Origin of the sequence: Poritiphilus flavus, from assembly GCF_009901585.1 — a bacterium.
GTDB lineage: Bacteria > Bacteroidota > Bacteroidia > Flavobacteriales > Flavobacteriaceae > Poritiphilus > Poritiphilus flavus.
In genome coordinates this window covers 586,323-603,367 of the sequence record NZ_WXYO01000005.1, presented here as the reverse complement: position 1 = coordinate 603,367, position 17,045 = coordinate 586,323, and the positions used below count along the sequence as shown (strand labels likewise).

The 17,045-nt window shown below is 50.8% G+C and carries 1 protein-coding gene; it reads right to left on the bottom strand.

The genetic code is table 11. The annotated features are described in order from the left end of the window. Window positions 1-739: 739 nt before the first annotated feature. Window positions 740-16,474 carry a BspA family leucine-rich repeat surface protein gene (locus tag GTQ38_RS12805; RefSeq protein WP_161435916.1) on the bottom strand — a complete coding sequence of 5,245 codons (15,735 nt, stop codon included), beginning with the start codon at window positions 16,472-16,474 and terminating at the stop codon, window positions 740-742. Window positions 16,475-17,045 lie beyond the last annotated feature (571 nt).

Below are 17,045 nucleotides of genomic sequence, written 5' to 3'. Positions count from 1 at the left end.
CAGCATGGAAAGGGGACACCCCCTGATCCTGTTCCAAGTGCCATGACATAGATTATAGGGCCGGAAATGGGGACAACAGGAATCCTTTGGTGTTCTGGAAGCTCCAAACACCTTATCCAAAACAATATATTAAATATTGATTTTCTCTTATTTTCCAATACAGTCGACCCCTTATAATCTAATAAATCTAAATCCTCCACTCCCGCCTTAAGCACTTATTTTTCAGGACTTTAAGCGTCCTAAGATGTACCAGGCAGGAAGACTGCGAGGGAATATTCCCATTCAACACGATTATATCATTTTAAGTAAAGTTATCCCGTTGGGTCCAAGACTTTAAAACCAATGTAACAAGCGTATCCTTTTAATGTAACAAGTGCAATTAATTGGTGATAATTGGGAGTTTTTAAAGATGATGACAAACAAACAGAATTTGGGAATAAGGATTTGAGATTACTTGATGTCTATGTCATGGAAACACTAGACGGCAATCTTGCCCCATTTCCGCAGCATCCGTTTGTCCAATCATGAACCCCAAACTTCTTTTCTGCCTAATGCTTAAGCTTTAGGACAACTAGTGTCCTGTAGATCATTCTTCAATGGTCTTGTCCAATAGGTTCAGATGTAGTCAAAGCTCCATCGGCCCCATAAACCTGCTTCATTAAGGTATATGGAGCCAATGCCTGGAGCTCTACTTGTTATTCAGCTATCTGTTGAAACATGTTTCATCATTTTTCGCTTTTTATCGGTTCAGATAGACTACCCCCTGAACAGCTGGTGTAGTTCCGTCCCCAAAGTCTATGGTGTAGTAATAGATCCCGTTAGGTAGTTTGCCATCACCAAGTACAACGCCACGGTCCGCGCTACCGTCCCAGTCCGGTGTACTGATATTCCCTTCGTACACCAGGGAGCCGTTGCGATCGTAAACTGACATGCTGTAGTTAGGGTAATCGTTCCTTAACCAGGAAATAGAGAACGTATCATTGACTCCGTCACCGTTGGGGGAAAACCCACGTTTGTCCGCTTCGGGCAGTTCATCGCAGTCTCTCATTGTGATCCTTACTACGACTTCAATCCGCTCTGATATACATCCATTATCATCCTCTAAAGCCCCGTAGTACAAGCTGCCGTCTACAAGTAGCATATCGCTTGCCAGTTCCGTGCTGCTGTTCTCATCCTCATACCAGCGTATGGTACCGTTACCTGAGGCCACCAAATCCGATACCGTAGGGTTTTGTAAAATACAGAACTCCTGTTCGCCCGTCGCTTCCAGTACAGGGGCCTCCAAAAGAAAGGCCGTGGTGGTGCCTGTTACGGTACAGCCATTTGCCAGGGTGACGGTTACAAAGAATTCCTCTCCGTCCGAGACCTGGGTAGCCTCAGGATTTTGTATGTCAGGGTCGTTAAAAACAGCATCTCCATCGCTGCTCCAGGACCATGAGGTACCAAGTCCGCTGATCTCGTTCAATTGCAAAGCAGATCCCTGACAGATCGGTCCGTTGTTGGTAGCAAGTGCCAAAGGTGCGGACACGTCCAGAACTGTTACCGTAGCCGTACAACTGGCTGTGTTCCCGCCCTCATCCGTAACGGTGAGGATAACAGGGTTCTCTCCTACATCGGAGCAGCCAAAATCTACCCTGTCCAGGGCGAGTGACACTGTACCGCCATTGCTATCAAACGAGCCATTGTTTATATCCGTTGCCGCGATGGTTGCACTGCCTGTGCTGTCCAGCTCCACAGTGATGTCCTTACAAAGGGCCGTAGGGGCCGTATCGTCCACCACAGTAACTGTGGTCTGACAGTTTGCAATATTGCCGTTACTGTCGGTAACTGTCAAGGTCACCCTGTTCGGGCCCAGATCGGAGATCGTAAAACCGCTAGGGGATACCTCCAGACTTACACTTCCGCAGGCATCACTGGAACCATTGTCCACAAGCTCAGCCGTAATGTTGGCTTCCCCGTTGGCGTCCAGTTCAATTGTTACCTCCTGGCAAAGGGCCGTTGGGGCCGTGGTATCGTTTATCGTGATCGTCTGGGTAACATCAGTACTGTTCCCCGCTTCATCGGTAACCCTATAGGTCCTCGTGATTACTTCGGGCTTGCTGTTCCCATCGCTCACATCACTAACAAAGGTAACCGTAGGGTTAAGTGTACAATTATCGGTTTCGTCGATCACTAGCCCGATGTCTGGTGCCGGAGCACTACACTGAACATTGATCGGTACGAGGTTGCTCGCCGTAGGAGCGGTAATATCGTTTATCGTTATCGTTTGGGTAACATCAGTACTGTTCCCCGCCCTATCGGTAACCCTATAGGTCCTGGTGATCACCTCAGGGTTACTATTACCATCACTTACATCGCTAACAAAAGTCACCGTTGGGTTAAGCGTACAGTCATCCGCCTCATCGGTCACCACCGAGATGTCCGGAACCGGGACGTCGGATGCACACTGTACACTCACCGGTGGTGGATTGCTGGCCGTAGGCGCATTTGTATCGCTTAGCGTTATCGTTTGGGTTACGTCAGTACTGTTCCCCGCTTCATCGGTAACCCTATAGGTCCTTGTAATAGTTTCCGGATTGCTATTGCCATCACTAACGTCACTCACAAAGGTCACTGTTGGATTCGTCGTGCAGTTATCCGCCTCATCGGTCACAACGGTAATGTCAGTTGGCGGGATACACTCTGCGCTAATCGGTGCCGGATTGCTCGCTGTTGGGGCGGTCGTATCCTCTACCGTTATGGTCTGGGTTACGTCAGTACTGTTCCCAGCTTCGTCTGTAATCCTATAGGTCCTCGTGACAACTTCAGGGTTGCTGTTGCCGTCACTTACATCACTTACGAAGGTCACCGTGGGGCTTGCTGTACAATCGTCCGCCTCATCCGTTACTACGTTAATATCCGCAGCAGGAATATCGGACGAACATTGTACGCTCACCGCTGCCGGATTGCTCGCCGTAGGAGCCGTAGTATCATTTACGGTGATGGTTTGGGTTACCGTTGAGCTATTGCCGGCTTCGTCGGTAATCCTATAAGTACGGGTGATCTCCTCAGGGTTGCTATTCCCGTCGCTTACATCACTTACGAAGGTCACCGTTGGATTTATGGTACAGTTATCCGCTGCATCGGTCACTACAGTGATGTCCGCGGCAGGGACATTGGATGGGCATTGTACGCTTATCGCTGCCGGGTTGCTTGCCGTAGGAGCAGTGGTATCATGAACTGTGATTGTTTGGGTTACTGTGATGCTGTTCCCAGCTTCGTCAGTAATCCTATAGGTCCGGGTAATCACCTCAGGATTACTGTTCCCATTACTAACATCACTAACAAAGGTCACCGTTGGGTTTGCTGTACAGTTGTCCGCCTCATCGGTTACTACAGTGATGTCCGAAGCAGGAATATCAGATGAACACTGTACACTCACTGGCGCCGGATTGCTCGCCGTAGGGGCGGTGGTTTCGCCTACAGTTACCGTGGAGGTGCAGGTGGCAACGTGTGCTTTGGTATCAGTCACCGTTAGGGTCACGGTGTTCGGTCCCAAATTGAAGCAGTCGAAGGTGTCCTTGTCCAGGGCAAAGGACGCAATACCATCCGCATCGGATGAGCCGTCATCTACATCTGTGGCTGCAATTGTCGCGCTGCCCGAAGCATCCAGTTGTACAGTAATATCTTTACAGATCGCTATAGGTGCTGAGAAAGACAACACAGTTACAGTAGTCTCACAGGTGGCGATGTTGCCGCTGTTATCCTCCGCCGTAAGGGTAACTGTTTTCGCGCCGATGTCATCAGTCGTAAAGCTGCTCGGGGCCACACGCAAGGAAAGCCCACAGGCATCGCTGGATCCGGCGTCCACAACTGAGGCATTCAAGGTCCCGTTACCAATGGCGTCCAGTCGGATCGTAGCTTGCTGGCACAAGGCAACAGGGGCAGTCTTATCCTGTACGGTTACCGTGGCTGTACAACTGTCTGTACTCCCGACGGCGTCAGTTGCGGTAAGCGTTACTGTCGGTGACCCTATATCGGAACAGCCGAAGCTGATCCTGTCCAGGGAAAGGAATACCGTGCCACCGTTGTCTGAAGAGCCATCGTCCACATCATCCGGGTCGATGCCTATATTGCCTGTAGCGTCTAATTCCACGGTGATGTCCTTACATCGGGCTGTGGGTACCACGTTCTCTAACACCGTCACTGTGGCTTCGCAGGCATCTGTGTTGCCGTTGGGGTCTGTCACGGTCAAGGTGACGGTGTTATCACCGAGGTCGGAGGTTGTAAAACTGCTGTTGGATAGGCCCAAAGAGACGTCTCCACAAGCATCGTTGGAACCATTGTCTACAAGAGAGGCTTCCAGGGTCGCTGCTCCAAGAGCGTCCAGCTCAATGGTCGCCTGCTGGCAAAGGGCAGTGGGCGGGGTAGTTTCCGCACTGTCGCCTGTGACTTTGAAGGGGCCGTTGTTTAGCTCAGTACGCTGAGCTCCGGCTGTACAGTAAACCAGGTTGCCGGCGTCAATAGTGACATTATTCGTAAAGCCCTGGGCGTGCCAACCGATAAGCGTGGCGTCCCAGTTTTCTATGGAGAGCCCACTGCTACCGAGCATATATTCGGCATCGGTCAAACGGCTCAGGTCCCAATTCCCAAGATCCTGGTTAAAGGCTCTTGCCCTATGAAACATATAGTCTATATCGCTTACATTGCTTGTGTTCCAGGAACTGATATCCTGGTTAAAGGCGGGTGCCTCCCGAAACATACCGCTCATGCGGGTCACCTTGCTCGTGTCCCAGGCACCGATATCCTGATCAAAGGCGGTTGCATTCCAGAACATATTGAACATACTGGTCACATTGCTTGTATTCCAGGAACTGATGTCCCCGTTAAAGGAAGACGCAAAAGCAAACATATAGGTCATTTGGGTTATGGTGCTTGTATCCCAGGAACTAAAGTCCGCGTTAAGGGAAGCTGCACCATGAAACATACTGGTCAAATTTGTTATATTGCTCAGATCCGGTGCGTCGGTCGCCAGAACGTTCATATTGGTACAGTCCCAAAATGCAGCCGCTAAGTTAGTCCAGGATATAGAGCTGCCCCATTGATCCACCGAAAGTAGCTTATCGTGGTCCCCACCGTGGAGCCTACTGTTGAACTGTATCCCCCGCAGCCTCATGTTTGAGGGGGCTGAAGCATCGCGCATGGCCACCTGTATCACCCCCGCGGTATAGCCATGAGAGGTCACGTTTACGGTAATTTCGTCCCTCACGCCCTGTAATTCGTAACTGCCATCGGCACCCAGATCTATATCGTATGTCCCGAAGGCGGGGATGGTAAAGGAGTTCGCATTGGAAGTGACATTGTCCGTGGTCTTGGTAGTGTCCCAGGTGGTGACGAAAGTTAAGTTATCCAGCACGGTCACTATGCTCTCACAGGTTGATGAATTGCCGTTGGAATCAGTTACCGTAAGGGTAACCGTGTTTGGGCCGACATCGGAGATCGTAAAGCTGCTTTTGGATACCTCAAAGGAGAGGTCCCCGCAGACGTCGCTGGAACCGTTGTCCAGGGAAGCTGCCTCCAGGGTAGCTGTATCCGGTTGAAGTGTCACAGTTAAAGGTTTACACTGGGCATCAGGAGGGTCTGATTCCACACTGTCACCGGTAATCTTAACGCCAAAGGCGTTACGCTCAGTGATGGCCTTACAGTATTCCAGTCCTGAGGCGCCTATAGTAGTTGTAAGTGTATTGTGGAAGCCCTGGTTGTACCAGCCAATCAGCGTAGCGTCCCAATTGTCCTGGGAGAGTCTACTGTTGTTGAGCATAGCAGCTCCATCTGTTAGCTGCCCCAGATCCCAGTTGCCCAGGTCCTGATCAAAGGCGCTTGCACCATTAAACATGCTGGCCATATTGGTCACTGTACTGGTGTTCCAGGAACCGATGTCTGAATTAAAGCTGCTTGCGCCGGCTAACATAAAGCTCATATTTGTAACATTGGCCAGGTTGGGCAGGTCCGATGCCAGTAATTCAAGATTGGAACAACCATAAAATGCGCTCGCCATGGTACTCCATGATATAGAACTACCCCATTGGTCTACAGACAGGAGCTTCTCTTTATCGTCCGCATTATTGAACCGGATTCCAGTCAGGGTTCCGGTCCCGCTTGAAGTCATGGCATCGCGAAGGGCCAGCTGTATTTGCCCGGCCGTATAACTATAAGTAGTAACATCTACGGTAATGGTCCCTGTTTGGTTCAATAGCTCATAACTGCCATCATTGCCAAGGTCTACATCGTAGGTCCCTATGGCTGGGATGGTGATGGAGTTCCCGTCTGATGTGCCAGAATTTCCTGTGTTCCAGGTAGTAACAAATACACTTTCGGGGTCTTCCACAATTACTGTGGTCTCACAGCTCGCTGTGTTGGAGTTGGAGTCGGTAACCGTAAGGGTCACCGTATTCGAACCGGTTTCGGCGGCTGTAAAGTTGCTCTTCGATATTTCCAGGGTTACGGCTCCACAGGCATCGTTGGATCCATCATCTACAAGGGTGGCTTCCAGGGTGGCCGTACCACTGGTTCCCAGTCGAATCGTCGTTTCCCTGCACTGTGCCGTCGGCGGAGTAGTTTCCACGCTATCGCCTATAAAGCTGAAGGTCGTCATTGCTGCCCGCTCTACTGCTGCCGTGCAGTAGACCAATCCTGAGGCTCCGATGGTTACGCTGTTGGTAAAGCCCTGGGCCTCCCAACCGATCAATGTGGCGTCCCAACTAGCCATGGAAAGCGCGCTGTTGTCGAGCATAGCGGTACCATTGGTCAGCAGTCCCAGGTCCCAGCTGCCCAGGTCCAGGTCAAAATTGCTTGCCCCGTTGAACATACCGGACATATTGGTTACACCAGTGGTGTTCCAGGAGGATAGACTTGTTGTACCAATAAGTGAGGTACATCCGTTAAACATATTGGCCATACTGATCACGCCACTCAGGTTGGGGGTATCGGTCGCCTTGACATCCAGATTCGAACATCCGTAAAATGCTCCGGACAAGCTGCTCCAGGCTATGCTGCTGCCCCACTGGTCTACGGAAAGAAGCTTTAGCTTATCTCCGGTGTTGTTAAACTGTATCCCTGTCAGGGCTCCTATACCGCTCACGGTAATGGCATTGCGAAGGGCCACTTGTATTTCCCCTGCGTTATAGCCATAATTGGTCACATCCACTGTAATAGGGCCAGTTTGGTTCAATAACTCATAGCTGCCATCATTGCCGAGGTCCAGGTCATAGGATCCTGTCAAAGGAAGGGTAATGGAGTTCCCATCAGAGGTGCCGGAATTTCCGGTGTTCCATGTGGTCAAAAACAGGCTCTCGAAATCTACCACAGTCACCGTGGTCTGGCAGGTGGCTGTGTTGCCATTGGGGTCGGTCACTGTAAGCGTTACGGTGTTATCACCAAGGTCGGCGATCGTAAAGCTGCTTTTGGACAGGCCAAAAGAGACGTTCCCACAGGTATCGCTTGAACCGTTGTCCACAAGGGCGGTGGTAAGGGTGGCTGTATTGTTGGCATCCAGTTGCAGCGTTACCTCTTGGCACGCTGCTGTTGGCGGAAGGATCTCTGCGCTGTCGCCAGTTATGTTGAAGCTCAGTGCATCACGTTGCGTACCGGCCGTACAATAGATCAGTCCGGTGGCGCCGATGGTAGGCGTGTTGGTAAAGCCCTGGTTGTGCCAGCCGATCAGCGTATTGTCCCAGTTCTCCTCTGAGAGCCCCGTATTGTTCAGCATAGCAACGCCATTGGTCAACTGCCCAAGGTCCCAGGCTCCCAGGTCCATGTTAAGCAAACTACATCCGGAAAACATACTAGACATATTAGTGACGCCGCTCAGGTCTGGCGTGTCTGTCGCCAAAACTTCCAGATTACTACATCCCCAAAACGCCTTTTCCATTGTAGTCCAGGATATGCTACTTCCCCATTGGTCCACAGAAATTATTTTCTGTTTATCGCCCACATTGTTGAATTGTATAGCGCTCAGGGTTCCGGCCCCGGATACCGCATTGCTAAGGGCAACTTGAATTTCCCCGGCGGAATAGCCGTAGTCGGTAACATTTATGATGGTAATGCCTGTTTGATCCAACAATTCGTAGGTGCCATCATTGCCCAGGTCCACATCGTAGGTGCCGGTCAAAGGGAGGGTGATAGAGTTCCCATCGGACGAGCCGGAATTACCGGAATCCCAGGTGGTGATAAATAAACTTTCTGGATCTTCTACGATCACCGAGGCCTCACAGCTGTTTGTATTGTCATTAGGGTCAGTCACTGTAAGGGTAACCGTGTTCACACCGATGTCGGCAGATGTAAAGTCACTTTTAGATAACTCGAGGGTAACGTCCCCGCAGGCATCGTTAGAACCGTTGTCCACCGAAGCTGTATCCAGGGTCGCTGTACCGTCCGAACCCAGTCGGATCATGGTTGACTTACACAGGGGTGTAGGAGCGGTGGTTTCGGCGCTGTCACCCGTAATACTGAGTGAAAGCGCGGTACGTTGTGTACCGGCTGTACAATAGACGAGTCCGGAAGCACCGATAATCGGGGTATTTGTAAAACCCTGGGCATGCCAGCCGATCAGTGTGGCATCCCAGTTGGCAACAGAGAGCCCGCTACCATTGAGCATATCAACGCCAGTGGTTAGCTGCCCGAGGTCCCACTCGCCCAAATCCTGGTCAAAGGCGCTTGCGGCGTTGAACATATTTGACATATCGGTTACCTGGCTTGTATTCCAGGAACCAATGTCCTGGTTCAAGGTACTCGCTCCTGCAAACATGTAACTCATATCGGTTACGCTGCCGAGGTTTGGGACGTCGCTCGCCTTTAACTGCAGATTGGTACAGCCGTAAAATGCTTTTTCCATACTGCTCCAGGCTATACCGCTACCCCATTGGTCCACGGAAAGCAGTTTTTGGCTGTCGCCGGTATTGTTAAACTGTATTCCGGTCAGGGACCCGGTACCAGATGCGGCGCTACGAAGGGCCACTTGTATTTCTCCGGCTGTATAGCTATAGGCAGTGACATCCACAACCAGTGTTCCGGTTTGGTCCAAAAGTTCATAGGTGCCATCATTACCCAGGTCCACGTCGTAGGTCCCTATGGCAGGAATAGTGATGGAGTTCCCGTCGGAAGTGCCGGTGTTGCTCGTCTCCCAGGTGGTTATAAATACTCCCGTTGCAATATCCACCACAGTTACTGTGGCGGTACAGCTGTTTGTGTTGCTGTTGGGATCGGTCACCGTAAGGGTTACCGTGTTCACACCCAGGTCGGTGGTCTCAAAGCTGCTTTTTGATAACTCCAGGGTAACGTCTCCGCAGGCATCGCTGGAGCCGTTGTCCACAAGACTTGTCGTTAGGGTGGCAGTACCATTAGCGTCCAGTATGAGGACCGCGGGCTTGCACTCTGCCGTCGGGGCAGTGGTTTCCGCGCTGTCTCCGGTAATGTTAAGGGTCAGTGCGGCGCGCTCGGTCGTGGCCGTGCAGTAGACCAGGCCGGAGGCACCGATTGTGACTGTGTTGGTAAAGCCCTGGCCATGCCAGCCAATAAGCGTGTTGTCCCAGTTGGCAATAGACAGCCCACTGTTTGCGAGCATATCGGTACCATTGCTTAACTGCCCCAGGTCCCAGGTCCCAAGGTCCTGGTCAAAGGCGCCCGCACCGTTAAACATATTGGACATATTAGTCACATTGCCAGTGTCCCAAGAACCGATATCCTGGTTAAAACCCTGTGCATTATTAAACATTTCGCTCATATTTTTCACGCCGCTTGTGTTCCAAGCGCTTATGTCCTGGTTAAAGGCCCTTGTCTGTTTGAACATATTGAACATGTTCCCTACCTTGCTGGTATTCCAACTACCGATGTCCTGGTTAAAGGCCCATGCTCCATTGAACATGTTGGCCATAGTGGTCACATTGGATGTTTCCCATGAGCTTAGGTCCTGATTAAACAAGAGTGCATTTAGAAACATACCTGCCATGTTTGCCACCTTTTCCGTATTCCATGAGCTTATGTCCGCGTTAAAGGCCCGTGCCTCCCAAAAAATCCCGTTCATACCGGTCACATTGCTGGTGTTCCAGTAACTGATATCCCCGTTAAAGGCCCTTGCTTTATAAAATACCCAGGCCATATTCGTCACATTAGCCGTGTTCCAGTTGGAGAAGCCCTTGGTCCCTGTAAGTGAGATACATTCGGAAAACATATCGACCATATTGGTAACGCTTCCCAGGTTGGGAGCGTCAGTCGCATTGACTTCTAAATTAGTACAACCCCAGAATGCTCCCTGCATGGAGCTCCAGGCTATGGCGCTACCCCATTGGTCTATGGACAGAAGCTTCTGCCTGTCGCCTCCATTGTTGAATAGTATCCTGGTCAGGCCCCCGGCATCGGAGATGGCGTTGCGAAGAGCAACCCGTATCTCCCCGGCGGTATAGCCATAGGTAGTGACATCCACAGTTAAGGTTCCAGTCTGGTCCAGCAGTTCAAAGGTTCCATCATCACCCAGGTCCACATCGTAGGTACCTGTGGCAGGGATGGAAATGGAGTTTGCATCTGAGCTGCCTGATTTGCTGGTATCCCAGGTGGTGACAAATGTGCTTGTCAGATAGGGTTCCACGGTCACTGAGGCTTCGCAAGTCCCTGTATTGCCATTGACGTCGGTTACGGTCAGGGTGGTCGTGTTTACCCCTGCGGTATCAAAAGTAGCCGGAGATACGCTCAAGGAGAAGGATCCGCAGGAATGGGTGGAACCATCGTCCACGAGGTCGGCGATTAAGGTCGCCGTACCGTTGTGACCCATTGGGATCGTTGCCGTTTTGCACTTCGCCGTCGGCAAACTTGTCGGGGTATCGCCTACAAAATTGAAGCTCATCGCGGCCCGTTTATCTGCGACCGCGCAATATTTCAGACCTCCTGCGCCGATGGTGGGCCCGTTAGTAAACCCCTGATCGTACCAACCGCTGATTGTGTTTTCCCAGTTCTCTATGGAGAGTGCGGTACCGTTGAACATGACCGCGCCAATGCCCACACTACTCATATCCCATGCACCCAAATTCTGATTAAAGGCACTTGCACCGTAAAAAATGCCTTCCATATCGTATACTTTGGCCACATTCCAGGAACTGATGTCCTGGTTAAAAGCAGTGGCATTATAGAACATGTTCCACATAGTTGTTACACTACTTGTGTCCCAACCGCTGAGGTCCCCGTTAAAGGCGGTGGCATTCTGGAACATGTATTCCATACTACTCACATTTCCCGTATCGCTCCAGTTCAGGTCCTGATTAAAGGCGGTAGCGCCATAGAACATATAATCCATCGCGGTTACACTGGCTGTATTCCAGGAGCTGATGTCCTGGTCAAAAGCGGTCGCATTTATGAACATGGCTTCCATATTTTTTACACTGGCTGTATTCCAGGAATCGATATCCTGGTTAAAGGAAGTTGCCCCATCGAACATGGCGCTCATAGTGGTCACACTGCCCGTATCCCAGGAACCAATGTTCCCATTAAAGGAAGTTGCTCCATCGAACACCCCTACCATGTCTGTCACCTGGGAGGTGTTCCAGGTGGTGGTGAAGCCTGTTGTCCCTGTAAGCGAAGTACAGGCCGCGAACATGAATCGCATACTAGTCACATTTTCCAGGTTGGGAGCGTCAACAGCCTTAATCTCAAGATTGCCACAAGCTCTAAATGCATCCTCCATGGTACTCCAGGAGATGGCGCTACCCCATTGGTCCACTGAAAGTAGCTTGGCACCTCCACCCTTAAATCTACTCAGGGTTCCGTTACCCGAGCTGGCATTGCGCAGGGCTATTTGTATTTCCCCGGCAGCATAGCCATAGGTGGCGATATCCAGAGTAATAGACCCCGTTTGGTCTGACAACTCATAGGTTCCGTCATTACCAAGGTCAACATCGTAAGTCCCCGTAGCGGGAATGGTGATAGAGGTGTCCGTGGACGAACCTGATTTGGTGGTGTCCCAGGTTGTTACAAAAACACTGGCGGATGGCGTAGTTGCCAACACTGTCACCGTGGTTGTACAGGTTGACGTCTGTGTATTCCCAGCAGTTACTGTAAGGGTCACCGTATTGTCACCGATGTCGGAATTCGTGAAATTACTCTTTGACAACTCCAATGAAACGCCCCCGCAGCCATCACTGCCGTCATCCACAAGGTCGGTTGTTAAAGTGGCCGCATCGTTTGTCAGCCGGAGTGACACAGATTGCTGACACAGCGCTGTAGGCGTGGCATCTGACAAGGTATCACTGCTAACGTTAAAAGATCCGGAGTTCAGGCTGGTACGCTCGGCAACGGCCTTGCAATATTCTAAGCCTGAGGCACCAATGGTTACAGTATTCGAAAAGCCCTGGTCCTGCCAACCTATCAAGGTGGCATCCCAATTGCTTATGGAGAGACCACTATTGTTGAGCATAGTTACACCGCTGGTCAACTGTCCCATATCCCAGTTACCCAGGTCCTGATCAAAGGCGCTTGCACCGTTAAATGTACTGCTCATATCGGTCACGCTGCTGGTGTCCCATTCGCCGATATCACCATTAAAAGAGGTAGCACCGGAAAACATACCCGCCATATCAGTCACGCTGGCCGTGTTCCAGATAGAAAAGCCCATTGAACCGGTAAGTGAGGTACAACCGTTAAACATATCGGCCATACTGGTCAAACTGCCCAGGTTAGGAGCATCATCCGTTTTGACCTCCAGATTGGTACAGCCCAAAAACGCATCCTCCATGGTACTCCAGGCTATCCCGGTACTCCATTGGTCTACAGAAAGCAGCTTATCCTTATCACCCCCATTGTTAAAATGAATCCTGGTCAGACTTCCATTCCCAGTGGCCGCATTGCTCAGGGCTACCTGTATTTCCCCGGCCGTATAGTTACTACTGGTAGTAGGGTTAGTATAATTGGTCACATTAACAGTTATAGTCCCGGACTGATCAAACAAGTCGTAGGTACCGTCATTGCCCACATCCACGTCATAGGTCCCAGTGGCAGGAATGGTAATGGAGTTATTATCGGACGTACCGGAATTAGTTGTGTTCCAGGTTGTAATGAAAGCACTAGTTGGATAGGCAACTACTGTAACTGTAGCCGTACAACTGCTTTCGTTCCCATTGGGGTCAGTCACTGTTAGGGTAACGGTCTCCTCACCGATATCTGAGGTCACAAAGTCAACCTTTGATAAGGCCAGGACAACATCCCCGCAAGGGTCATTTGAGCCATTATCCACGGAAGCCGTATCCAGGGTTGCCGTACCATCGGCAGCCAGCTGGAGTATCGTAGCCTGGCACTCAGCAGTAGGTGGTGTAGTCTCCTTAGCGTCATTAATAATGTTCAGGGTCAGCGCGGCACGCTCGGTGCCAGCCGTACAATATTCCAATCCATTGGCCCAGATAGTCACGGTGTTGGTCAGGCCCTGGGCGTGCCAGCCGATGATTGTGGCGTCCCAGCTCGCAGCGGAGAGCCCTGCCAAATAGAGCATTTCCCTGCCTTGAGTCACATTACTCATGTCCCATGCACCCAGGTCCTGGTCAAAGGCTTCCGCGAACTGAAACAGATAGTTCATATTGGTAACGCTGCTGGTGTTCCAGCCACTGATGTCCCCATTAAAGGATTTCGCAGCGGCAAACATGCTGCTCATGGTAGTCACGCTGCTGGTGTTCCACATACCGATCTGCCCGTTAAAACCGCTTGCGCTAAACATTCCACTCATGTCAAGCACGCTACTGGTGTCCCAGGAATTGAGATCCTGGCTAAAGACGCTCGCAAGGGCAAACATGTAACTCATATTGGTTACACTACTGGTATTCCAGCCACTGAGGTCCCCATCAAAGGCAGATGCGCTCCTAAACATTTCTTCCATATTGGTAACATTGCTTGTATCCCAATGGGAGAAGCCTTTCGCTCCTGTAAGGGAAATGCAATCCCGGAACATGTAACTCATATTGGTTACATTGCTTAGATTCGGAGCATCTGTGGCATTGATCTGCAAATTGATACAGCCGTAAAACGCACGCTCCATAGTACTCCAGGAGATGCTGCTTCCCCAATTGTCTACTGAAAACAGCTTCCGCTTGTCGCCTCTATTATTGAAAGCTATACCGCTGAGGTTCCCGGCTCCCGAAGCCGCATTGCGAAGGGCCACTTGTATTTGCCCTGCCGTATAGCCATAGGTTGTTACATCTATGGTAATGGACCCGCTTTGGTCCAGCAACTCGTAGCTGCCATCATTACCCAGATCCACATCGTAAGTTCCTGAGGCGGGAATGCTAATAGAGTTCGAATCAGATGGACCAGTGGTGGAGGTGTTCCAGGTAGTAACAAAAGTCCCAGGATTCACAACGGTAACGGTGGTCTGACAGCTGCTCGTACTGCTACCGTTGGTCACGGATAGAGTGACCGTATTGGCACCGATGTCTTCTGTAGTAAAGCTGCTCTTGGAAAGGCTCAGCGAAATTCCACAGCCATCGCTACCGTCATCTACAAGGGAAACATCCAAAGTGACTGTGCCCCCGCTACCCAGTTGCAAAACTGCAGGCTTGCACGCGGCCGTTGGCTGGAGAGTTCCCATACTGTCACCGGTAAAGCTGATGGTCGTCATCGCGGTACGCTCGGTAACGGACCTGCAGTAGACCAGCCCTGTGGCACCGATTGTGACCGTATTGGTAAAACCCTGGTTATGCCAACCGATTAGGGTCTCGTCCCAGTTCTCCATAGAAAGCCCGCTGCCATTGAGCATCCCGGTGCCATTGGTCAACTGCCCGATATCCCAATTACCCAGATCCTGGTTAAAAGAGCTTGCGCCGTTGAACATATTGGACATATCGGTCACATTACTCAGGTCGGGAACATCACTGGCCTTTCCTTCCAGGTTGGCACAGCCATGGAATGCACCTGACAAGGTACTCCAGGCTATGGCGCTACCCCATTGGTCTATGGAAAGCAGCTTCAGCTTGTCACCCGTATTGTTAAACTGTATCCCATTCAGGGTTCCGGTCCCGTTCACCGTGATGGCATTGCGAAGGGCCACTTGTATTTGACCGGCCGTATAGCCATAAGCGGTCACATCCACAGTAATGGAGCCCGTTTGATCTAATAGCTCATAACTGCCATCATTGCCCAGGTCCACATCGTAGGTCCCCAGGGCGGGTATAGTGATGGAATTGCCATCGGAGGTGCCGGTGTTGCTGGTGTTCCAGGTAGTCACAAAAAGGCTTGTGGAATCCACCACGGTAACCGTAGTCTCACAGCTGTCTGTTTTGCTGTCTTTGTCGGAGGTTACCGTAAGGGTTACTGTATTGGCCCCAAGGTCGGCGGTGGTAAAGCTGCTTTTTGATACTTCCAGGGAGACATCCCCACAGGCATCGCTGGAACCGTCATCCACAAGAGCCGTATCCAGGGTGGCCGTACCGCCAGTACCCAGTTGCAAGGTCGCTTCCCGACATACCGCTGTAGGAGGGTCTGCTTCCAGGCTGTCACCGGCGAAGTTGAAGTTCGTCATCGCGGCACGCTCTGTAGCGGCCTCGCAGTAGACCAGGCCGGAGGCCCAGATGTCGACGCTGTTGGTAAAGCCCTGACTATGCCAACCGATAAGGGTTGCGTCCCAATTGGCTATGGAGAGCCCAGTACCGTTTAACATAGCGAAGCCATCGGACAACTGCCCCAAATCCCATTGCCCGAGGTTCTGATCAAGGGCGGTTGTATTCTGTAACATCTCACGCATGCTGCTCACCTTGCTGGTGTTCCAGGAACCGATTTCCTGGTCAAAGGCATTTGCTCCATTGAACAGACCTTGCATATTGGCAACCTCAGCCGTGTTCCAGGAACTGATGTCCCCGTTAAACTTGCTTGCACGGTCAAACATGAAGTACATGCTGGTCACCTTAGATGTATTCCAGTTGGAGAAGCCTGTCATTCCAGTAAGTGATGTACACCAGCGGAACATATTGCCTAAATCGGTCACACCACTTAGATCAGGAGCGTCGCTCGCTTTGATATCCAGATTGGTACAGCCGTAAAATGCTCCCGACATAGAGGTCCAGGCAATGCTGCTGCCCCATTGGTCCACCGAAAGCAGCTTCTGTTTGTCGCCCGTATTGTTGAAATATATCCTGGACAGTGTTCCTGTTCCGGAGACAGCATTACGAACTGCAATCTGTATCTCCCCGGCCGTATAATTATTTCGGGTGTTGGGGTCGGTGTAGGTGGTAATATCAATGGTAATGGTCCCTGTCTGGCTCAGCAGTTCATAGGTGCCATCGGCACCTAGATCCACATCGTAGGTTCCGATTAATGGCAGGGTAATAGAATTCCCATCGGATGTACCAGGATTGGTTGTATCCCAGGTGGTGATAAATTGGCTTTGGGCAAACAGGCCCCCGGTCACACAAAGGCAGGTGAAAAAGGTAAGTGCAAGCCACTTCAGGCCCGTAAAGTACATTGTTCTCATAATAGATCAGGGTATTTGTATAAAACGATCGATCTTAAATCGACCATCATTGAATAATGGGAAGAGTGTATCCCAAATCCCGCTTCAGGGATCCTGGCACTCATGCTAAGATTGGAGATCACAAATGGGTATGGATAGTACGCAGGGTGCTCTGGAATTTCCAAACACCTCAGACCGCGCAACATCCTGCACATTGTTTTTCTATAATCTTCCAAAACGGTCGGTCCCTTATAGTCCAATCTTTCCAAAGCATATAACCGGGTGAACCCGTTATTTTTGGCTGGAAGCGTACCTAAGTCCGCTAAGTTGGAAGGTTCCATGGGGGGGTTCCTCTTCAAACGATTATGACACTTTTAAAGTAAAGGTACCCCCTAGGGGCCAACCCCTTAACCATAAAGTAATACACGTTCCTTCCTTACGTAACAACCGACATTATTTGGAAATAAGTGGAAAATCTCAGATATCTTATTTACAAGCTTTGGCGAAGATGCAGTGGTGATAGTGCCGAGGTACGACAATTTTGGTAGTGGTTAATTCCTGGTGGTGGTCTACCGACGACACCCGATATCTA